The following is a 20,793-nucleotide window of genomic DNA, read 5'->3' on the forward strand; positions in this document are numbered from 1 at the left end:
ATGGACGTAGTCTGCATCCATTCTCTTACCCTAATAGGATGCGCAAGGCATCCTTGATGCCTGAGTTTTTGAAAATATTTTCCCAACGCAAATCGTCGACACTTGTATTGGTAAAAGGAAATCTCCTTAGGCTCTCCATATCCAAGTCATGAAGATCCTCACTGATTTTATAGAACGTCATCTTCCTGCTCTGTTCAAAATGATTCACCCAATAATAACTCGTTGTGACGACTTTTAAGTCCATCGCAACATATTCCACAAGCTTCGTCGAGGTTTGTACATGATATGGATATTTATCAGGAATATAGTTCAGTGCATATTCTGCCTGGCCGGCAAGCGCAGGAACCTCCTGATAGGGGACTGTTCCCGCAAATATTAAATTCCTATATTTTTTATACTCCTCATATAACGCATTCCCCGGAAGACCAACTAAAAGCAACTTTATCTCTGGATGCTTGGAAAAAAACTCCAATACCTTATGAAACGATCGACCCGTTCCCATATTTCCGACATAGACGAAATCATATGCCTTTTTTGCCGTCCCAACGCAAAAAAAATTCTCATCAATTCCCATATCTCGGTAACAATGCGGTACACGGTCACGAAATGAATATTGATTCTGAACCGCATGATTCAAAAATATCCTCAGTGACGGCTGCACATTAAAATGTCGCTTTATCATGTCTTTCAGCTTTGCAGCGCGTCCCACAGATAGGGACGCGTACTCATGAACGCATGGAATATCCTTCGACAGGCGAAAATCCGTCCCCATAAAATGCCACGTTAAATCAAAATCCTTTATGGAATATGCATCCACATCCTGACAATCTGTGAAAGAATATTCTTGAAAAAATTTCTTATACATGGAGAGCTCCGGCAAATGCGCTCTACCGGAATGCAGGAGCAATATCTTTTTCATCGCGCCGTCTTTCTCGTACAAATCATTTTCAACTGAAACAGCCACCAGACTATTGCCATTTTCACGCTGCGCAAACCATTGGAACAATTCATCCGGGTTAGATACGATCGGTAGTATGCCGCATATTCCCTTGCCTCCGACGCCATACTACGCCCTTCCCATAAACGATAGACAAGAAGTGATGGAATACGATAACCAAAAATGACATTCTTATACGTCTGCAGTCGCTCTTGATCGGTCACATGTTTTTCTAGCCAGCACCAGATCTCGTTCCATATGAATACATCCTGTTCGAGCTTATCCCATGAAAACTCTGACAGCCCTGTTCCATTTTTGTAGTAATCAAAAAGCGGCTCATCCAAAAACACAATCTTATCCGCCACATACATAACCTTGATAAAGAACTCCATATCCTCGCCCCACGAACATCCTTCACGAAACGAAATGTCAGCCCGTTCAAGAAGCTCTTTGCGGATCATCCAAGCATTAGTCTGCGGTGTCATCCTACTCTGCATATAACGCAATAAAGGCTCTTCCATCTGTCCGCGAAGGCCCCGTCTGCATTTCTTTTTTTCTATCACACGATAGTTGCAAAAGCAGACATCTGCTGTTTGTTCTTTCATGAAGGCGATTTGCAGCTCTATCTTTTTCGGGTATATACAGTCATCTGAATCGAGAAATGAAACGTATTCACCTACCGCATGGAAAAGGCCTTTATTTCTGGCAGCAGAAACGCCACAATTTTTTTGATAAAAATATTTCAACCTTGCTCCATGCACTCTTTGCAGCTTCTCAATGACAGAGGCAGTGTCGTCTGTGCTGCCGTCATCCACAATAATAACCTCAATATCTGTATAGGTTTGCGTCAATACACTCTCAACAGCTCTAACGAGGCACGTCGCTCTATTGTAGGCAGGAATTACAACCGATACCATATTACCCTCTTTGCGACTCATCATCATCTCTTTTCCATCCTAGGATGCGTAAAAAAAACCTCTCTCCCATAAATGTCACCAACAATCTTTTGATGAGATTTCGCAGGCAGTTTTTATCTGTATCCTTCTTCTGAATCTCATGGATTCGATTCAGATACTCTTCTCCTATATACTTCTGGATGACGGCAATGTATTCATCGTACAAGTCACTGCCTGAACTCACTCCAAAAACACTGTAGTAGGCGACATCTACATCCATTATACAATAGGATGCTCCCCCCATAATGTTGCGTAAAAAAAACTCATAGTCCGCCGCAATTCGATACTCGGTGTTGAACCCCTCTTGCATGAGACGTCTGCTCACTAATAATCCTTGATGGGGGCACATCTCCCCCCTCTTCATATCATCCATTGAGCGGGGTGCCCTCTTCCGTTTGACCAACCGATATACGTTCTGATACAGGAGGACATTTCCCATGTAAAAAGAATACCCCGGATGTGCAGCGATAAAATCAGAAACTGTACACATCACTTCACTGTTGCACAACCAGTCATCGGCACCCAAAAAATAAACGTAGTCACCTGTTGCATGCCGGATTCCTTTATTCATTGCATCATAAATACCATGATCCGGCTCACTCATAATCATACAGATCTCTTGACTGTATCGATCTAATACGGCAGTAGTTTGATCCGTTGACGCACCATCGATCACTATGTATTCGAGGTTTTTATAGGACTGACATAGAACACTCTCGATCGCTCGTCCAATGGTTGCCTGTGCATTATAACTTACAGTAATTATGCTAATTTTAGGCGAATATCCCTCATCCCTCATTTTTTCTGAATACAATTTCTCCCTCGATGTCTTCTATATAGTATAGGGGCTTATTTCCATAAAATGATGCCCAACCGGTATACGTGCTTGGCGCTCCGACAATGTAGTCACAAGCAGCAAAGGCGTACATATCTTCCACAATCTGACCATTTCCCTTCATCACATCAAATCCGGAAAAATGGTCGATATCAACAGCCTCATTTGAACAGACAAGCCAACGTATTTTTTTCTTTTCAAAATAGACTTCGACCTTATGCATGACTCCACAATATTGCTCCGGCGGATAAAAGTATTTCCCTCCTAAAAAATCTTTATAATCCCCGCCGCGTATATGCAGCCCGATGACAACTTCAGGGGGAGGACAGGAGTCTCTTAAATGATGTATCAATATTTCAATGTTTTTTTCGTGCTCAGGAAGTACCCGAAAAAAGTCCCGAATCTGATCTGCATACGTATGAAATGATGTCACATCTCTATAAAGCCACCCCTGTACCACCAGACATTTTGTACTTTCACGCAATCGGATAAAGTCAGAATTTCGCAGGTCACATTCCTCGTCGTCGCGTATTCGGTAAAACCGAATCCATCTATTTCCAACTGTGTTTTTTTGCCGCAAATGCAGATATCTAAAAACAATTTTTGAAAAGAACACCACCAGCTTCCGAACAATACAAAAACTAAGGAATGATCTTTTCGCTTCATAGATACTTTGCACTTTGTTCCGATTGAAATATGTTCCATAGTCATCAAAGCTAGGATTGTAAAGGGAATATCGATACGCCCATGCATTTCCCATCCAGTGTGCGTATTGAAATAGGCGGTTTCCCAGCTGTCCTGTTGGATAACCTAAAACAACCAAAGTATTGCCCCCATCTCATATGCACGTCACAAGTGCCTCATAAAAGTTCTGCAATCTACCGGCTTCCGTTTTTATATCAAATCCCGCTTCTGCCAGTTCTTTTTCCGCGTGTGAATTTCGTTTCCCTTGTCGGCGCAAAATTTCCTCTGCCCACGCTGTAGTTGATTGCTCAAGGCGCAAAAATGACAGGGACGATGTGAGCTTACACTCCTTGGATACTCGATCCGAAACAATGCATGGGAGTCCGTTTGCCTGTGCCTCCACAGCTACGACCGGAAGCCCCTCATACCATGACGGAAGGACAAATAAATCCATGATGTGATAGAGTTCTGCGACATTTTTTTGCAGCCCCAAAAAGCAGATGTTGCCTTCCAGTCCCCTCTGTTTTACCTCATAGGCTATCTTCTCCATGAGCGGTCCGTCGCCGATGAGGACGAGGACAGCAGTTGCATCTCTTTTCACGAGTTTAGCCATGATGTCGATGAGAAAGGCATGGTTCTTCTGATATGCGAACCGCCCCACATGTCCTACGACAAGTGCATCCGGCTCGATGCCAAGGCGCTTTCTCCCTTCTGTACGCAACCTCTCATCGTACGCGAACCGATGCACGTCAATCGCATTGTTGACAATCGTCACATTCCCTGTTTCTACACGATCTCCAAACATCCATTTGCCGGCCGCCATAGAACAAGCGAGATAGACGTTTGCAAATGTCCTCGAAAAGGGACGCAACATGTATTTCAGTAGGGAGCGTAATTTCTCCTGTCTCGTTGCCGTCGTGTGGTTGTGTACGATACGGATGCGCGCGCCGCCCAGCCATGCCGCACAGAGCGAGAATACGGCAAGGGTATTCATATGAGAGTGCACAACTTCATATTTATTATCTTTGACAATGCGATAGATCTGATAGATTTGCTTCAGAACATTTTTGCTGTATCGTTCCACCTTATAGACGCGTCCGCCAAGGGATGCGATCTCGTCGTCCAATAACGATTTTTCATAACCGTCGATCACAAAGTCGAATTGTATCCGTCTGCGGTCGATATGGCGGTAATAGTTCATGACAACCGCTTCCACACCGCCGCCGCATACATTCCCGATAATTTGCAGCACGCGCATAGGCGAATGATCGTCTCTGTGCAAGAAACCACCCCCTCCAGCACAACGACGCCTAATAAGCTCCTTTTCCTGTAAATACTGTCTTCACGGTCTTGAACAGATGATCCCATGCGTATCGCATCGGCGAGTGAACATAGGAAATATGAATTTGATTCGGGCCGGTCAATATTCCCTTCGCAACGGCATGAGAGCCAGATATAAGCCCTTCCTTGCTCCGTTTCCACATCTATCACAGCAGTGCACAGGCGATCGTTTCAGAAACAGCATATCCGGCCTCAATACGCCCCTTCTCTCTTGAATACGACCTGCACGGTTTTGATAAGGTACACAAAGTCCAGCCAAATCGACCAATTCCGCACGTACCACGAGTCCATCTGCACGCGCTCGTCGTAGGTGGTGTCGCTGCGGCCGCTGACCTGCCAGAGTCCCGTGATGCCGGGCGGGACGAGATAGTAGTCTGCGATCAGATCGCCGTATTTCTCGATCTCTTTCTCAACGATAGGGCGCGGTCCGACGAGGCTCATTTCTCCGCGGATGACGTTGATGATCTGCGGCAGTTCATCAAGACTTGTACGCCGCAGGAAATGCCCGATGCGCGTGATGCGGGGATCATCCTTCAGCTTAAAATCCCGTTCCCATTCTTCACGTGCCTCGGGATTCTCCGCAAGATAGTGTTCGAGGCGTGCCCCGGCATCCTTTACCATGGAGCGGAATTTATAGCAGGGAAACATGCGGCCGTTCTGTCCGACCCGCTGATGCGCAAAGAGCACGCGCCCCGGGTCATCGATGTAGACCAGCACGGCAATGATCGCCATGACAGGGAAAACAGCGATCAGCCCCACAACACTGCATACGAGGTCAAAGCCTCGTTTCAGCCCGCGGTTGAGCGCACTGCGCAGATTATTGTGCGTCTCCAGCAGAATGATCTTCTCGCTCACGAGGCTGATGGCCGTGAGACGTCCCATCGCGATCCCGATGAGGTTCGGCGCGACGATAACACGCGTGACAAGCGGCTGGATGCGATTGATGAGCCGCACCTGCGCTTCCTGTTCCATGCCGGGTGCGGTGATAATCACGTCGCGCACCCCGGTGGCGCGAATGACACGCTCCGCATCGTCAAATCCGCCGAGGATCGGATAGATCGCCGCGATTTTATCGCTGACGGGGTGATCGTCCAGGAAGCCTACGATGTGGTAGTCAAATCCCGCGTCGTATTCAAACGACCGCAGCACGCGCTCCGCCGTGAGCCCCGCCCCGATGAAAAGCACCGGCACGCGGAAGAGATGCAGCGAACGCACGCATTTGCGATAGAGATAGCGCCCGCTCCAAAGGAAGAGCACCGCAAGAATCCCCGTCACACCGACAAAGATACGCGAGACCACCTCGCTTACCTGCGCGAAATACATCAGCAGGATGATGATGAGTACCGCGTAGACGCATGCCCAAAAAATCTTTTGCACCATGACCCAAAAAGGCATGTTGCGGCTGCGCGCCCCCATCGCATACAGGAACCCGAGAAAGATAAAGGGAACGACGCCGAAGATATAGATGTCGGGGATATAAAAGTGGGGATCGGCGATGGGCAGCCAGTGCCGGCGCAGCTGATAGGAAAGGAGCTCCGCAGCCACCACGGCGGCATAGTCTACAAAGACAACCAAGAGCGGCAGGAGATAGGAAGCATAGCGTTCCCACAGCGACAGGCTAGCCACGCTTCGCCTCCTCTCTCAAAAATACCCCAAGCTCTTCAGCAAAAACACCCATCCGAAGATGGTCACACACGAGAGTGCGCTGCTGTAGACGACGCAGTTCCCCGCGAGCTCTGCGTCGGCGTGCATCTGCTGCGCCATGGCAAAGCCGGCGACCGCACAGGGCGTTGCATAGATCGCGATGAGCGTCACGAGCTCCACATCCCGCATGCCGAGAGCGATCGCGATCGCGAGCATGATCCCCGGTACGATGACGAGACGTGCCGCAACCGCTCCGATGAGCTGCGGTAAATGCGTATGGAAACTCCCGCCCCGGAACGATGCGCCGAGGATGATGAGGGCTACCGGCGTCGTCGCCGCCGCGATCTCTGCGGCAGGTCTCAGGATCGGTGCGGGGATATGCAGCTCCGCAGCGCGGCAGAGCGCTCCGAGGATACCGCCGAGGATCATGGGATTCATCACGACACTGCGCAGGATATTCAGGAGATCGAACCGTCCCCCGCGAAACGTCTCAAGTATGAACACCGAGAGCACATTATAGAGGGGAACAACGGCAGCAATCATCATCGTCGGAATAGCGACCGCATCCGATCCGAAGATATTAGCCACGAGCGGCACGCCCATGAGAACGTAGTTCCCGCGGTACGCCGCCTGTACGATGACGCCGCGGCGCGCATTGTCCTTTTCAAAAATACAGACAACCCCCGTCGCGACGAGTGCCGTGAGCAGCACGCCGCCCGCGCCGAGTACCGCGAGGAGCGGACTGATAACGGTTCCCGGCTTCGCCGCGTAGATGTTGTAGAACATCATGAAGAAGAAAAACACGCGAAACACCATGCCGTTCACGTGGAACAACTCTTCATCCGTGAGCAGCCGCACGCGCCGGACAAAGAGCCCGACCGCCATCAAGCAGAAGAGCGGCACCACGCCGCCAAGCGCAACGAAAAAGTTGCTAAGCATACAGATGCCTCCTCCTGATTATCCCATTTTATTATAACAGGAAAGTGAGAACAGCGCAATTATCCTGTACAATTCCCGTCGGAATATTTGAGCGTTCCGTACAATACGATACGACAGTCTCCCGCCTTCTTGACAAGTGCCGCTGCACCGCCTATGATACAAGCAGGCGGCAGCGAGCCGCATATTATGAATGATAGAAACGGAGACCCGATCATGGCAAATGAAATAAACGTACAAAACCTCATCATTGGATTTGGCAAGGCGGGCAAGACGCTCGCAGGCTTCCTCGCAAAACGCGGCGAGAAAACGGTACTCACCGAACGCTCGAAGCAGCGTTACGGCGGTACCTGCATCAACATCGCGTGCATCCCGTCAAAATCGCTCGAATACAGCGCACGACTCTCGGCGGCGGAGGGCGGCAGTTTCGAAGAAAAGGCGCGCCGGTATGCGGCCGCCATCGCAGAAAAACGCCGACTCACCGCCATGCTGCGGCAAAAGAACTACGATAAAGTCGCGGGGACGGGCGCGGACATCCTCGACGGCGAGGCTCGTTTTATTGATGCGCACACCGTTTGTGTAACTGCCGAGGACGGCGCAGAGACACAGGTACATGCGGAGCGTATCTTTATCAATACAGGCGCCCTGCCCATCATCCCCGCTGTCCCCGGTGCGGCGGAGAGCGCGCGTTGCTATACGAGCGAGACCATGATGGAGCTCGACATACTCCCGCGCCGCCTCGTCATCATCGGCGGCGGGTACATCGGGCTTGAGTTCGCCTCGTACTATGCGAATTTCGGTTCGGAGGTCACGGTTGTCCAGGACGGTGCGAACTTCATCCCGCGTGAGGATACGGAGATCGCGGCACGCGTCAAGGCATCGCTCAAGGCGCGCGGCATTACCGTGCTGACCGATGCCGCACCGCAGCGTATTGAGGACAATGCGGCAGAGACGACGGTCGTCGTTCAGACTTCTGTCGGAGAGCAGTCCATCTCCGCCGATGCCGTCCTCCTCGCCACAGGGCGTAAACCAAACATTGAGGGGCTGAACCTCTCGGCAGCAGGCATCGATGTCACGCCGCGCGGCGCGGTCGCCGTGGACGCGCACCTGCAAACCAATGTGCCGCATATCTGGGCGATGGGCGACGTGACGGGCGGCCTTCAGTTCACCTACATCTCGCTCGACGACTTCCGCATTGTGCGGGATCAGCTCGCCGGTGCGGGTGCGCGCACAACGGAGAACCGCGGTGCCGTTCCCTACACCGTCTTCCTCGATCCGCCGCTCTCACGCGTCGGCATGACCGAGGATGAAGCGCGCGCGGCGGGATACGACGTGCGCATGTTGAAGCTCGAGGCCGCCGCCGTACCAAAGGCGCAAGTCCTCCGGAACCCTGTCGGTCTGCTCAAGGCAATCGTCGACACCAAGACGGATAAAGTCCTCGGCGCGCATTTCTTCTGCCCCGGCTCGGAAGAGATGATCAACCTCATGAAACTCGCCATTGACGCCGGCATTACCGCGCATACGCTTGGACAGAGTATCTACAACCACCCGACCATGAGCGAGGCGCTGAACGATCTGTTTGTGTAAGGCGGACGGAAAGAGACACGACCTCCCGTCACAGGATAAACCGGCATACCAAAAAGGAGCATCCCATCACGATGCTCCTTTTTACGTTACTGCCATAAAACCGGCAATATAGACAGTATTGCCGCCACTGCCGCCGGGCATCCTGTGCGCCGCGGAGCAAGCGGCAGATCCCCGCAGACACTTCCGGTCTGACCGTTCACGCGGACGGTATAGGTCGTGCCGTCATGGATGAATGAGATCTCCCAAAGCGGCAGAAGGATACATTCCGGCACAATATCGCCGTATGAGATATTCAGTTCATGTACCTCTGCCGACTGCGTTTGATATTCCCCGCACAAATCGTCCTCGATGCGTCCTGCAAGCAAGTCCTGTATCTCCGCCTGCGCACCGTCCCACGCGTCTTGTGAATTGACAGTGCAGGAGACAATATCAACACCCGCCGTATGCCCCGGGACACCGTTTTCTCCCTGTGAAAGGTCATAAGGGAAAAGCCCCTCCTCGAAGGAATCCGTGTATTCCTCTGCACCAGAGATAAGGATGTTGTCGTCGAGATCATAATGTGCCGTGCCGCTGATGTAATGGCGGTCGGTGTCCGTCTGCCAGTTCCCGTCGCTGTCCTCATAGTCCTGCTCCTCGTCCCACGCACCTTGATATTCGCACATCGCAGTGGTACGAAAACGCCAAAAAGGGACATAGACGGCGCGGAATGATTCCGGACGGAAGACATCACCTGTAGCAGTGAAGAGCCGTGCCCCGGCATGCGCTCGTACCGCATCGAGCACCGCTTGGCGCCCCAAGACGAAGGGGGTGTAGGCGTCGCTTATTTGATGTTTCATTGGTACTCCCCCATAAAATAAACGAGACAACCGCCCGGACGCATTGTTGCGCAGGGTGGCTGTCTCATTTGATACGCCAAAATCTCGTGCTGCCCCGCCGCAGCGTGAGTGACACGGAAGTTTGGATGCAGAGCAAGGAATTGAGACGAACGCAAGGACGGCGTAGATGACCCCTACGTCGACGAAGCGTTCGTCAAAAATGGCGACGCTATGCGCCAAAATCCCGCGTCACGTCTCGCGTCTCACTCGGCAGGGAGAATAAACGACAGCGAACTAAACACCTTCTCCTTCACATTCGGATCGGCGGTCGGGAACGCGACCTCGACGCCGATGACGTTGAGTCCGTTGTTCGCAACGCGCACGGACACATAGCCGTTCGCATCCGCCTGCATCTCCGATGCGAGGTTGCCGATGACGTCTGCGATGACGGGCGCGTTCGCATACGGCTGACCGTCCTTATAGATGCGGAGTTCGAGCGTATCGCCGCGGCGCAGCGTCAGCGGGTTCACGCTCGGCACGATCTGGATCGGCACGTTGTAGAGCCCGCCCGGCTTGACCGCCTCGCTCCAATAATGCACGTTGTACTTGCGCGCGTGCGTCACCGAGACGAGATTCTCGATGTTCGAGTAATCGCGCGTCGGGATGACCTGCCCATCCGTCGTCTTTGCGAAATATCCGTAGTCAAAGAACGTCGCCGTCACGCCGAGCCGGTCAGACGGGACAACGGACATGTGGTCGCTGTAATCGACGCGCTCAATCGTCGTCGGCATAAAGTCCACATCGTACGCATCGATGCCGAGCGCACACGCCGGATCATAGGCATTGTCGATCGGGCCCTCGCCCAGGACGAGCGCCTTTTGGTCAAACCGATTGGCAAAGTACACGCCGTGCGCATCCGCGGGTGCCGCATAGAGCCCGAGCCCTACGACCGCGCCGAGCGCGGCAGAAAGAAATTTTTTCATCAGTCATCCTCCTAACGCAGAGAGAAGATTTTCGCGGGATCCCCCGCACATCTTCATTTATTATAATAAAAATAAGAGATATTTGCAAGCGTACCGCCCGGCGGATTTTTCAAATAACACCGCGCCGTTCTTTACTTCTCCTAAAAAAGAGTGTAAAATATTATCAGTTACAAACACTCAGGGAATAAAAGGCGGGGATATTTATGATGCTGAAGAAAACCAAGATCATATGCACGCAGGGGCCGTCGACCGATCCGGACGGGATTGTGGACGCGCTCATCGAGAATGGGATGAACTGCGCGCGCTTTAACTTCTCCCACGGCACACATGAGGAACACCTCGTGCGCATCAAGAAGGTGCGCGCGGCGGCGGAGCGCTCGGGCAAGGTCATCTCGCTCATCCTCGATACCAAAGGCCCCGAGATGCGCCTCGGCGAGTTCGCCGAAGGGAAGGTGCATCTCGAAAAGGGGAACAAATTCACACTGACCTACGACGACGCGCCCGGCGACGAGACGCACGTCAGCGTCAACCATAAGAAACTCTGGGAAGAGGTCAAACCCGGCGACACGCTCCTCCTCTCGGACGGTCTCGTCGGACTCGTCGTCGACGAGGTGCGCGGCAAGGACATCGTGACGACGATCCAGAACAGCGGTCCCATGTCCACGCGCAAACGCGTCGCTGCGCCCGGCATCGAGCTGAGCCTCCCGGCGATCTCCGAGCAGGACGAGCGCGACATTATTTTTGGCATCCAGAACGACATGGACTTCGTTGCCGCCTCCTTCATCCAGCGCCCCGCGGACGTTGAGGAGATCCGACACCTCATCGCCAAGCACGGCGGACACATGGAGATCATCCCAAAGATCGAAAACCTCGCGGGCGTCAATAATTTCGACGCGATCCTCGCCGTCTCGGACGGCATCATGGTCGCGCGCGGCGATCTCGGCGTCGAGGTGCCGGCAGAGGATGTCCCGGTCATCCAAAAGGAAATCATCCGCAAGTGCAATGCCGTCGGCAAGCCCGTCATCGTCGCCACGCAGATGCTCGAATCCATGACCACGAACCCGCGCCCCACGCGCGCGGAGGTCTCGGACGTCGGCAACGCCATCTTTGACGGCGCGGACGCCATCATGCTCTCGGGCGAGACCGCGAGCGGTGATTACCCCGTCGAGGCGGTCAAGATGATGAGCACCATCGCCCTGCGCATGGAGGAATCGCTCGAGTACGACACCATCATCCGCTCGCGCAGCATCCGCGAACGCTCCTCCGTCACGGACGCCGTCTCGCACGCGACCGTACAGCTCGCATACGAGACGAGCGCGGCGGCGATCCTCACGCCGACCCAGTCCGGCTACACCACGCGCGTCGTGTCGAAGTACCGCCCGAAGGCAACGATTGTCGCCTACGCGCCGAACCACATGGTCGCGCGCCACATCAACCTGCGCTGGGGCGTCTACTCCATCCTCGGGCGCAAATGGTCGAGCGTCGAGGAGATGATCGAGTCCTGCACGCGCGGTGCACTCGCACACGGCTACGTCGCACAGGGCGACAAAGTCGTCATGGTCGCGGGCATGACCTACAACGAGGCAAGCTCCGTCGCCGTGCGCGTCACAACCATCAACTAATTTTTGAAATGAACCGGAGGGAGCCGTCTCAATATTCTTGGACGGCTTCTTTTCGTAGGTGCGCGGATATACGCAGCTAGGCGCGAAAATCCCGCGTCCCATAACGGCGTCACGTCTTTAAGGAGGAGAAATTATCCATGGAAATAATCCACAGCCCCAACGCCCCCGCCGCCCTCGGTCCCTATAGCCAAGCCATGCGGGTCGGCAATCTCGTCTACACCTCGGGACAGATCGGCATTGATCCCGCTGCGGGCAAGATCACGGCAAGAGCAATCGACGCGCAGACAGAGCAGGTCTGCAAAAACCTCGGCGCCGTGCTCGCAGCCGCCGGCACGGATCTCACACGCGTTGTCAAGACGACCTGCTTCCTCGCGGACATCGCGGACTTCGCCGCATTCAATGAGGTCTACGCACGCTACTTTACGGGCAAACCCGCCCGTTCCTGCTTCGCCGTCAAGGCGCTGCCTGCGGGCGCGCTCTGCGAGATCGAGGTCATTGCCGAGGTATAGCCAAAACAAAAAGGCACGTTGTCATCGTGCCTGCAAGCTGTGATATAATAGTTTTGAGGTGCTGTTCTGCACAGCGGAGGCGCGGTTAACTCTTACCCCTGGAAGGGGGTGAGCACCATGGATAACACGAATGTAACTTTGTTGCTCCTCGTCGTTCTCGTGGTTCTCCTACAAAGAAATTAACCGCCCCTAGCTTCCAATCTTGTGGCGGTTAATTCCAGAACACATATATGGGGCTTTACCGCGTCACCGCAGATACAGCACCTTTTCTATGCTTATTATATGACTTCCGATGTGATTCGTCAAGTTTTATACTGCGCACACGCCCCAATTTCCTTCATGCAATTATCACGTTGTTATTGTATGATAATTTCAACCATTCCCACTGCTAGACGAAAGGCTGCCTGCTATGAAAATTCACCCGCGCCGATTTGCACGCTTTCTCGCCGTCTGCTTCTCGCTCTCCGTGCTGCTCTACTGCATCTTCCACTTGCCGGGCGGAGAGGACGCCGAGCCCCCGACCTACAAGGCGGAAATCATCTCCGCGACACAGACGGACGGTGCGTTTGCTTCCTTTGCCCCCGGCAGCGTCCAGTACGACGTCACGGCACGGCTCACGTCGGGCTCCGCCGCAGGGACGGAAGTCTCGTTCCTGCACGCGACTGCGAATAATCCCGCCTTTGACATCCACCCGCAGGCGGGCGAGGATGTGCTCCTGCGCGCCGAGGGTGAGGGCTATGCCATTGCGGACTATGACCGCCTGCCCGGAATCATATGGCTGCTCATCGGCTTTGGCGTTCTCCTCGTGCTCTTTGGCGGGCTGACGGGACTCAAGGCACTCTTCGTCCTCCTCTTTGCGGTGCTCCTCATCGCAAAGGGGCTGATCTCCTTCATCCTCTTTTCCCCGTCGCACATCCTCTTTTGGACGTTCCTCATCGGCAGCGTCATCACGCTCGCCACGCAGCTCATCATCGGCGGCCGGAATCGGAAATCGGCGGGCGCGATCATCGGCACCATCGGCGGCATCTTCGTTGCGGGTATTCTGGCGCTGATTGCCATTCACGGAACGTACCTGACCGGCATCGACGAAGAGCAGGCGACCATGCTCAAGGTGCTCTATCTGCAGGATGTTGATTTCCGCGAACTGCTCTTCTCGGGCATCATCCTCGGCGCGCTCGGTGCGGTCATGGACGTCGCCGTCTCCATCGCTGCCGCGCAGTACGAGATGAAGCAGCTCGCCCCCGCGACAAAGTTCAAAGCGCTCGTCTCCTCTGGGCTGTCGGTCGGGCGCGACGTCATGGGGACAATGGCAAACACCCTCGTCCTCGCCTATATCGGCGGCGCACTGCCGCTCATTCTCCTCATCTCCGCACAGCCAAATATCGACCTCATTCGCGTCCTGAACCTCAACATGATCGCCGCCGAGATCGTACGCTCGCTCATCGGCAGCATCGGGCTCCTCTGCGCCATCCCCATCACCGCGTACGCGACCGCATTTCTACTGACCGTGAAGCCGACGCGCAGACGGCGGGAAAAATCAGATGCTCTGCCGGAGACTGAACGAAGCTGATGTAAAAGCTGTTCCCCCATTTCACTTTTCCCAAAATTATGGTATGCTGTCGGTATCCGGAACGTGCGCATCGTCTGCACCGAGAAAGAAGGTCGTCCGCATGGAACATATTCCACAGGGGCAGGAGCCGCCGAAACGCAGCCGCCGCCCGAGCCGATCGCTCATCATCACGATTCTCTTCATGCTCGCCGTGATGATCGCCATCCCCGTCTATCAGCATTTCGTGGAGCACAAGCATGACGTGCAGTCCTCCGATCATCACCACACCCATTCGCACGGCGAGATCGAAGCAGCCCCCGCCGATTTCGGCACTACAGGCGAACACACACACGACCACAGCCACGCGCATTGACCACAACACAAGCTTTGCCCCCGATGAGAAAAAAGAGCTTGATTTTTTCCCGGTGCCGCGTTATAATGTCCCTTGTCAGTCATGGGGACGTAGCTCAGCTGGGAGAGCACCAGGTTCGCAATCTGGGGGTCGAGAGTTCAATCCTCTTCGTCTCCACCATCGACGACAGTATACGGAGAAGCCGCACGGTTTCTCCGTTTTTTGTATGTATGGCAATTGACCGCGACAAGGAAAAACAAATAAAAACCGGGCTTGCACCATCGGATTTCTCCGGCGATGCAAGCCCAATTTTATTGCTCAATTTTCATGAATGAGCCGCAGAGCAAGCTCTGCGTTGCGCGCGGCGAGAGTGCGCATCTGCGCGAGGAGTTCGCCGCTTGTCTCGGCAAAGCTGCGGCGCTCGTTCCACTTGCGCCGCACTTCTTTGAGGACACTTGCCGTTGTGATGTCCTGCAGGTCGTTGACGGGTTTTTCGCCGATGGAGCGCAGGAAGCGGTCGACCTTTGGGTCGTATGAGATACCGATCATGGGGACGCCCATAACGCCGGCGAAGATGAGTGCATGCAGGCGCACGCCGATCATGAGATCCATGTTCGCGACGAGGGAGAGGAGTTCGCTCGTCGTGTATTCGTCCGTGAGGACGGTGCATTCCTCGTGCGTACGGGCGGCAACGGTCTCGGCGGTGCGGACGTCCTCGGGGTACTGCATGGGGAGGAAAATGACGCGCGCGCCGAGCTCCCGGACGACAGCATCACTGATCTCGGCGAGGACTTCTTTATAATGCTGCCAACCCTGCCAGTCGCGCACAGAGATGCCGACAACGGGCTTTGCGCCGTCCGCGCCGTAATGCGCGAGGATGGCGCGCCCCGCCTCCTTTCCGACGGGATGGATGCCGAGCACAGGGTCGGCGGTGCACTCCATAGGCGGACGCATGATGCCGAGCCGCCGCAGCTCCGCCATGGAGCCCTCATCGCGCACGGTGATGAGCGACACACGGTTGCCAAGCCAGCGCATCGCGCGGCAGGCAAACACCCCCGTGACGGGACCGATCCCCTGCGCGTAGAGCATAACACGTTTGCCGAGGAGCAGCGCCAGGAAGATCACCGCCATGTAGTAGTACAGACTGCGCCCGCTCGTGACGTTCTGGAGGAGGCTCCCGCCGCCGCTGACGACGAGATCCGCGCGGCGCATGGCGGAAAAAATCGCCCCCGCATCAAACGAGCCGATCGCCTCGACGCCGTGCCGGCGGCGCGTGTCGGCGGGATCGGCGGAGATCACCGTGATATGAAGTTCCGGGTCCAGGTCTCCGAGCACCTCGAGCATCGCCGCGAGCATCGCCTCGTCGCCCGCATTCTTTGCACCGTAGTACCCCGATACGACGATCCGCTTCATCGGGTCAGATCCCCTCCGTTCCTTCGATCCCATAGTATTGGTTGTGTTCCCTCTGCATCATGCCGCCTTGACCCGCTCGAGCAATCGATTCCATGCCGCAACGAGCGCGACAAGCACGGCTCCAATCGCCCCTCCGAGCAGGACACCGCCGACGCCGCGCACGAGCGACATCTCGATCGGCGTGCGCATATGCGCAAATGTCTCGACCATCGATCCCTGCGCAATGGTGGCGGCGAGGACAAGTCCGAACACGATCATGGTTTTCCACCGCCGCGCCGCCGCGTAGATGCCGAGCAGGAACGCGGGATGCCCGATCAGAAATTCCTTCGTCCGCGGACGCGCATAAAAGAGCTGTTCGAGGAAGGCGCGCAGCTTCAGCTCGATGCCGGGTACAGGCAGACCTGAGGTGTGCCCGCTGCGCAGGACGAGGACGACGAGCGCCCCGAGGAGCACAAGTGCGCCGAGCAGCGAGCCGACACGCACAGGGGTGTCCAAAATCTCCCGCACTTGTCCCATGACGCCCGCGGAGGTGTCGAACCGCCCGTCAAATATGTCAAACCGCTGCATGAACGCAACGGCCACCAAAATCATCGGCAGGACAAAGGTGAGCTTGATCCCGCGGAAAATGTCGAACTCGAGGAAGTAGCGCGTGTCCGCGAGCGCGCCCGAGAGATAGGAAGCACCGATCATCGAGAGCGCGCTTGTGATGGAGAGCAGTATCAGCCCCGCAACGATGATGCGCCATACGGGGGCGTCCTTTTGGAACCGTCTGCCGCGCAGGAGGTCGAGAAGTCCCACCATCGCGAGTGCGGGGAAGAGGTTGGCGCTCGCGAGCGCCGCGAGAATCCGGATTTTGCTCCCTGCACCGAGGAGGATCGGCATCATGCCGATGAGCGCCGCGATGGCGAAGAAGAGCAGGACGGCGCGCCGCCTGCGGTTCAGCGCGGGAACGACGAGCGAGAGGTAGAGCACGCCCGCCGCCGCGACGCCCATGACGACGAGGGCACGCAGGATGCGCGGCGGCTCGTAGGCGGCAAATGTCCCGGCTTTTCCGATTTTGAATCCGTGCGCACGCAGCGCCGCGCTCGTATCGGAAAAATACTTCATATTCGTTTCGAGCAGCGACATATTCGGCGCAGGATCTTCGTAGATGCGCAGGAGGTTGATGCGGATGTTGCGCTCCTCGTCCGTCGTCACCCATCGCTCAACGGCGGCGTCGATCTTGAGCTTTGTCAACTCATCCTTTGGGATGGAGTAGAGCCGCGCGACATGATCGTAGCCGACGCCCTTTGCGATCTCCTCCATGCCCTGTTGGTTGTAAAACTGCAGCTGTGTCACGCCCTCGATGAGTCCGAGGGTTAAATTGCGCGCGCGCATCTCGTCAATGGTCGTTTGGAGCGCTTTCGGCGCGCCGAGCGTCTCCGTCCCCGAAAATACAATGTCCGAGACACGGATACCGTCGAGCCGCGCAAAGACCGCCCGCACATCGTCGGACGTTGCCGTATGGTAGTTCGACGGGCGCGCGATGACGTCGAAGCCCGCCGCGTTCACCGCACGCAGCTCATCGCTCGGCAAGCCGATGTTGCGCTTTTCGAATGCCTCGTAATAGTCCTTGACCGCGATGACCTCGTCGCTTCCGACTGTGTGGACGGTCACGCGCTGTGCGCCGAACCTGCGGAAGAGATCGTCCTTGAGCTCTGCGAATGCCGCCGCATCATGCCCGACGATGTAGATCTCCGTCCCGACGATTTTCCCGTCCTCGACCATTGCGCGCCACAGCGGATTGGTCAGCATCCCCGCATGGTAGCGCGCGAGGATGTCTGCGCCCGTGAGTGCGACCGCCTTGCCGTTCACGTTGAACTTCTTAAACGTCGTCTCGTAGACGGCGAGCGATGTGATGCCCGCGTCCTTCGCACGCGCGAACACCTCGTCCGCGGGCAGTCCCTCGCGCGCGGCGAGCTCCAAGAGCCCCTCATAGTCGATGGCGAGCTCCACCGTGCAGCTCTCCTCCTCGACGGCGTGGCGCTGCATACCGATGACAAGCGAGGCAATAAGTCCGATGAATATGGCTGCGAGCAGCACGGGATGATAGTGAAATTTCTTCATGAACCTTCCTTCTCCGCTGCGAAAATCACGGTGCGTCCTTGCCCGCCGTCACGATAACGACATCATCGCGCGCCTCTACGCTCCGAAAGGTAAGCCCGAGGGGGAGCGCATCGGCACGCGCGACAACGACGTCGGGAAACAGGGAGTCGAGGCTGAGCGTATTCATGCCGCGCCCGCGCGCCGAAATGCGGCGAATCTTGTAGTAAAGATCGCCCGATACGACCTCGAACGCGCCCTCAAGCGTCACGTCAAAGGTCTGCCCGAGCGCCTTGGTCTTTGCGGTCGCGGTAACGCCCGCAGGCGTTACGGTCACGGCGACATCCTCGAATTTCCCCGAGGATTTTGTAATCAGCTCGCGGATCGCCTCCGCGTCGATCACGCCGCGCAGCTCCGCCGTCTCGGCAGAGGTGAGGACAGCCTTGTGTTCGGTCAGGAGCGTCATGGGGGCGATGTGCAGCCCTGTTCCCCTAAGGGTGAGCTCGCGGACAAAGATTTTGCCGATGCGCCCTTGCCGCATGACGCCGTCCACCGCACCGATCTCACCGAAGATGAGACGCGGGCTGTCCGTGATGGAGATCTGTACGTCCTCCGCCGCCGTCTGCTCACGCAGAGCGTCAACAATGAGGTTCGTGGCAATGCCGGGGAGGACGAGCGCCGCTCCTGCGGCGATGATAATGACGACGAGCAGTGTGACGGCGGCTTTCCACATGAGAGCGTCCCTCCTTTGGGTATTTTGTGGGATGAATGCGCGGCGGTGTCTTTGGGTCGTGGGCGCATATCGACGTCGCTGTGCAAGCGAGGTATGCAACGTATAGCGGCTCAGGGTATCTTTCTCGCTGCTGCGCAAATGAGGCATTTTTTCGGCATCTCCGGTTCGCAGGCGCATTCTTGTCGCTGCGCAAACGACGTGCGCGTCACCGACGGTATGCTCAGATACTACGCCCCTATGGGGTAAAAGCTCCGCGACGGCGATATGCGCCCCCTCACCGTGCGATAGGTAACGGCGATACGGATTCGCACATCATGTACGGCACGATGCAACGCACGCGCAGATCGAAGGAGGGCGCAACAGCTCGGTGTGACATTCAATACCACGATGTCGCGGGCACTACCGCCCAAGCCGCAACGCAAGTGACGCGGAAGTTTCGATGCATAGCTAGGAAGTGAGGAGAACGCGAGGAAGGCGTAGATGAACCCTACGTCGACGAAGCGTTCGACGAAATGACGACGCTAGGCGCGAAAATCCCGCGTCACACCATCACACCTAAAAGTCATGATTAGCCTTTGCGTTTAAGTACGCCCTAATAAACGGATCAATCTCCCCGTCCATAACTGCCTGCACGTTGCCGGTCTCGGCGTTCGTGCGGACATCCTTGACCATGGTATACGGCTGAAATACGTAGGAACGAATCTGACTGCCCCACTCGATTTTTTGCTGGACTCCTTCGAGCTTGGCAAGCTCCTCTTCCTTTTTCTCCTGCTCCAACTCAAAGAGCTTTGCGCGGAGCATCTTGAGGCACTGCTCCTTGTTTTGAAGCTGCGAGCGTTCGTTTTGGCACTGGACAACGATGCCCGTCGGCTCGTGCGTCATGCGGACGGCGGACGAGGTTTTGTTGATGTGCTGTCCGCCCGCGCCGCTCGCGCGGTAGTAGTCGACGCGCACGTCGTCCATGTCGATGTCGACCTCGACGGCGTCGTCGATCTCGGGCATGACGTCGCACGCGGAGAACGATGTGTGCCGCCGCGCCTGCGAGTCAAACGGGGAGATGCGGACGAGACGATGCACGCCTTTTTCGGATTTCAAAAAGCCGTAGGCGTTGTGCCCCTTGATGAAAAGGCTCGCGGATTTGACGCCCGCCTCGTCGCCCGGCTGGAGGTCGGCGGTCTCAACGGAAAATCCGTGCCGCTCCGCCCAGCGTCCGTACATGCGCAGGAGCATCTGTGTCCAGTCCTGCGCCTCGGTGCCGCCCGCGCCCGCGTGGAGTGTGAGGATGGCGTTGTTGGCGTCGTACTCACCCGAGAGGAGCACCTCGAGCTGGAGTGTCTCAAGCCCCTCGGCGATCGCGTCCAGCTCTGCGCGGATGTCGCCCTCCATGGTGGGGTCGTTTTCCTCGATGCCCATTTCGTAGAGGGTTTCGGCGTCTTCGTATTTGGCGGCGAGGGCTTTGTAGGTGTCGACGCCGCCCTTGAGTCCCGCGAGTTCTTGATTGACTTTTTGCGCCGCCGCCGCGTCGTCCCAAAAGGTCGGCTCGCTCATTTTGTATTCGAGCTCGGCGATTTTTTCCTCTTTCGCAGGGATTTCAAGGGAAATGCGCATCTGATCCAGCTTTTCGCCCAAATCATTGAGTGTTGGTTTCAGATCTTCCAGCATGTTGTTTCTTTCCTATTTCGATAAATTCATATTGGTTGCCGCAGCGCACAGGCATGTGTCTTGCCGTTGCGTAGAAAAGCCTTACGTTATATGCGGCTCAGGGTATCTTTCTCGCCGCTCCGCAAACGACGCTATGTGCGAAAATCCCGCGTC

General features: G+C 55.7%; 18 protein-coding genes and 1 tRNA gene. 6 read left to right on the forward strand and 13 right to left on the reverse strand.

All coding sequences use genetic code 11. The features are described from left to right. Positions 1 to 25: 25 nt before the first annotated feature. From K341_RS12105 to K341_RS0109170, 7 genes are all read right to left on the reverse strand, one after another. The gene (locus tag K341_RS12105; RefSeq protein WP_026762593.1) at positions 26 to 919 is read right to left on the reverse strand and encodes a glycosyltransferase family protein; all 894 of its coding nucleotides are present in this window, start codon (positions 917 to 919) and stop codon (positions 26 to 28) included. After that, entirely contained in the window at positions 916 to 1,881 is a 966-nt protein-coding gene (locus K341_RS0109140; RefSeq protein ID WP_081657299.1) for a glycosyltransferase family 2 protein, read from the reverse strand. The genes K341_RS12105 and K341_RS0109140 overlap by 4 nt, the downstream gene beginning before the upstream one ends. Further along, positions 1,856 to 2,692, reverse strand: a complete 837-nt coding sequence (locus tag K341_RS11805; RefSeq protein WP_051217799.1) for a glycosyltransferase family 2 protein — start codon at positions 2,690 to 2,692, stop codon at positions 1,856 to 1,858. The genes K341_RS0109140 and K341_RS11805 overlap by 26 nt, the downstream gene beginning before the upstream one ends. Further along, on the reverse strand, positions 2,682 to 3,551 hold the full coding sequence (locus K341_RS12635; protein ID WP_156024931.1) for an O-fucosyltransferase family protein: 870 nt from the start codon (positions 3,549 to 3,551) through the stop codon (positions 2,682 to 2,684). Before K341_RS12635 ends, K341_RS11805 begins: the two co-directional genes overlap by 11 nt. A 15-nt stretch (positions 3,552 to 3,566) precedes the next feature. Next, positions 3,567 to 4,694 carry a glycosyltransferase family 1 protein gene (locus tag K341_RS0109160; protein WP_026762596.1) on the reverse strand — a complete coding sequence of 376 codons (1,128 nt, stop codon included), beginning with the start codon at positions 4,692 to 4,694 and terminating at the stop codon, positions 3,567 to 3,569. A gap of 251 nt (positions 4,695 to 4,945) precedes the next feature. Continuing rightward, the gene (gene wbaP / locus K341_RS0109165) at positions 4,946 to 6,379 is read right to left on the reverse strand and encodes an undecaprenyl-phosphate galactose phosphotransferase WbaP (RefSeq protein ID WP_026762597.1); all 1,434 of its coding nucleotides are present in this window, start codon (positions 6,377 to 6,379) and stop codon (positions 4,946 to 4,948) included. Between the two features lie 15 nt (positions 6,380 to 6,394). Beyond that, positions 6,395 to 7,336: an AEC family transporter gene (locus tag K341_RS0109170; protein ID WP_026762598.1), complete on the reverse strand. Its 942-nt coding sequence runs from the start codon at positions 7,334 to 7,336 to the stop codon at positions 6,395 to 6,397. A 213-nt stretch (positions 7,337 to 7,549) separates the two neighbouring features. On the opposite strand from K341_RS0109170, the gene K341_RS0109175 reads away from it, so the two are divergent. Next, positions 7,550 to 8,920, forward strand: coding sequence for an FAD-dependent oxidoreductase (locus tag K341_RS0109175; protein ID WP_026762599.1), 1,371 nt, complete (start codon positions 7,550 to 7,552; stop codon positions 8,918 to 8,920). A gap of 86 nt (positions 8,921 to 9,006) precedes the next feature. Here the strand turns inward: K341_RS0109175 and K341_RS0109180 are convergent, their stop codons facing one another. Both K341_RS0109180 and K341_RS0109185 read right to left on the reverse strand, forming a co-directional pair. Then, positions 9,007 to 9,756 (reverse strand): hypothetical protein, encoded by a 750-nt coding sequence (locus K341_RS0109180; RefSeq protein WP_026762600.1) that lies wholly within the window; start codon positions 9,754 to 9,756, stop codon positions 9,007 to 9,009. 242 nt (positions 9,757 to 9,998) lie between these two features. Then, on the reverse strand, positions 9,999 to 10,718 hold the full coding sequence (locus K341_RS0109185; RefSeq protein WP_081657301.1) for a DUF4198 domain-containing protein: 720 nt from the start codon (positions 10,716 to 10,718) through the stop codon (positions 9,999 to 10,001). A gap of 206 nt (positions 10,719 to 10,924) precedes the next feature. Here K341_RS0109185 and pyk point away from each other — a divergent pair, with 206 nt between their 5' ends. The 5 genes from pyk (at position 10,925) to K341_RS0109210 (ending at position 14,930) form a co-directional block, all read left to right on the forward strand. After that, positions 10,925 to 12,340 (forward strand): pyruvate kinase, encoded by a 1,416-nt coding sequence (pyk, locus tag K341_RS0109190; RefSeq protein WP_026762602.1) that lies wholly within the window; start codon positions 10,925 to 10,927, stop codon positions 12,338 to 12,340. Positions 12,341 to 12,477: 137 nt separating this feature from the next. Then, positions 12,478 to 12,849 carry a RidA family protein gene (locus tag K341_RS0109195; protein ID WP_026762603.1) on the forward strand — a complete coding sequence of 124 codons (372 nt, stop codon included), beginning with the start codon at positions 12,478 to 12,480 and terminating at the stop codon, positions 12,847 to 12,849. Between the two features lie 409 nt (positions 12,850 to 13,258). Beyond that, positions 13,259 to 14,419, forward strand: coding sequence for a YibE/F family protein (locus K341_RS0109200; RefSeq protein ID WP_026762604.1), 1,161 nt, complete (start codon positions 13,259 to 13,261; stop codon positions 14,417 to 14,419). Between the two features lie 100 nt (positions 14,420 to 14,519). Beyond that, the gene (locus K341_RS0109205; RefSeq protein WP_026762605.1) at positions 14,520 to 14,771 is read left to right on the forward strand and encodes a hypothetical protein; all 252 of its coding nucleotides are present in this window, start codon (positions 14,520 to 14,522) and stop codon (positions 14,769 to 14,771) included. Between the two features lie 83 nt (positions 14,772 to 14,854). Further along, positions 14,855 to 14,930 (forward strand) — tRNA-Ala (locus tag K341_RS0109210). 138 nt (positions 14,931 to 15,068) lie between these two features. Here K341_RS0109210 and csaB read toward each other — a convergent pair. The 4 genes from csaB to prfB form a co-directional block, all read right to left on the reverse strand. Beyond that, positions 15,069 to 16,163, reverse strand: coding sequence for a polysaccharide pyruvyl transferase CsaB (csaB, locus tag K341_RS0109215; protein ID WP_009350111.1), 1,095 nt, complete (start codon positions 16,161 to 16,163; stop codon positions 15,069 to 15,071). Positions 16,164 to 16,220: 57 nt separating this feature from the next. Continuing rightward, positions 16,221 to 18,269 carry a DUF5693 family protein gene (locus K341_RS0109220; protein WP_026762606.1) on the reverse strand — a complete coding sequence of 683 codons (2,049 nt, stop codon included), beginning with the start codon at positions 18,267 to 18,269 and terminating at the stop codon, positions 16,221 to 16,223. Positions 18,270 to 18,294: 25 nt separating this feature from the next. Then, entirely contained in the window at positions 18,295 to 18,978 is a 684-nt protein-coding gene (locus tag K341_RS0109225; protein ID WP_026762607.1) for a hypothetical protein, read from the reverse strand. Between the two features lie 555 nt (positions 18,979 to 19,533). Continuing rightward, positions 19,534 to 20,640: a peptide chain release factor 2 gene (gene prfB / locus K341_RS0109230; RefSeq protein ID WP_009350105.1), complete on the reverse strand. Its 1,107-nt coding sequence runs from the start codon at positions 20,638 to 20,640 to the stop codon at positions 19,534 to 19,536. Positions 20,641 to 20,793: the final 153 nt, after the last annotated feature.

The organism is Centipeda artemidis DSM 19719, assembly GCF_000426665.1.
In the GTDB taxonomy this organism is placed as follows: domain Bacteria; phylum Bacillota; class Negativicutes; order Selenomonadales; family Selenomonadaceae; genus Centipeda; species Centipeda artemidis.

What these genes read in the sequence shown, in the direction of transcription:
- K341_RS12105 (WP_026762593.1), bottom strand. Translation starts at nt 919, where the DNA reads ATGAAAAAGATATTGCTCCTGCATTCCGGTAGAGCGCATTTGCCGGAG.
- K341_RS0109140 (WP_081657299.1), bottom strand. Translation starts at nt 1,881, where the DNA reads ATGATGATGAGTCGCAAAGAGGGTAATATGGTATCGGTTGTAATTCCT.
- K341_RS11805 (WP_051217799.1), bottom strand. Translation starts at nt 2,692, where the DNA reads ATGAGGGATGAGGGATATTCGCCTAAAATTAGCATAATTACTGTAAGT.
- K341_RS0109170 (WP_026762598.1), bottom strand. Translation starts at nt 7,336, where the DNA reads ATGCTTAGCAACTTTTTCGTTGCGCTTGGCGGCGTGGTGCCGCTCTTC.
- K341_RS0109175 (WP_026762599.1), top strand. Translation starts at nt 7,550, where the DNA reads ATGGCAAATGAAATAAACGTACAAAACCTCATCATTGGATTTGGCAAG.
- K341_RS0109180 (WP_026762600.1), bottom strand. Translation starts at nt 9,756, where the DNA reads ATGAAACATCAAATAAGCGACGCCTACACCCCCTTCGTCTTGGGGCGC.
- K341_RS0109185 (WP_081657301.1), bottom strand. Translation starts at nt 10,718, where the DNA reads ATGAAAAAATTTCTTTCTGCCGCGCTCGGCGCGGTCGTAGGGCTCGGG.
- pyk (WP_026762602.1), top strand. Translation starts at nt 10,925, where the DNA reads ATGCTGAAGAAAACCAAGATCATATGCACGCAGGGGCCGTCGACCGAT.
- K341_RS0109195 (WP_026762603.1), top strand. Translation starts at nt 12,478, where the DNA reads ATGGAAATAATCCACAGCCCCAACGCCCCCGCCGCCCTCGGTCCCTAT.
- K341_RS0109200 (WP_026762604.1), top strand. Translation starts at nt 13,259, where the DNA reads ATGAAAATTCACCCGCGCCGATTTGCACGCTTTCTCGCCGTCTGCTTC.
- K341_RS0109205 (WP_026762605.1), top strand. Translation starts at nt 14,520, where the DNA reads ATGGAACATATTCCACAGGGGCAGGAGCCGCCGAAACGCAGCCGCCGC.
- csaB (WP_009350111.1), bottom strand. Translation starts at nt 16,163, where the DNA reads ATGAAGCGGATCGTCGTATCGGGGTACTACGGTGCAAAGAATGCGGGC.
- K341_RS0109220 (WP_026762606.1), bottom strand. Translation starts at nt 18,269, where the DNA reads ATGAAGAAATTTCACTATCATCCCGTGCTGCTCGCAGCCATATTCATC.
- K341_RS0109225 (WP_026762607.1), bottom strand. Translation starts at nt 18,978, where the DNA reads ATGTGGAAAGCCGCCGTCACACTGCTCGTCGTCATTATCATCGCCGCA.
- prfB (WP_009350105.1), bottom strand. Translation starts at nt 20,640, where the DNA reads ATGCTGGAAGATCTGAAACCAACACTCAATGATTTGGGCGAAAAGCTG.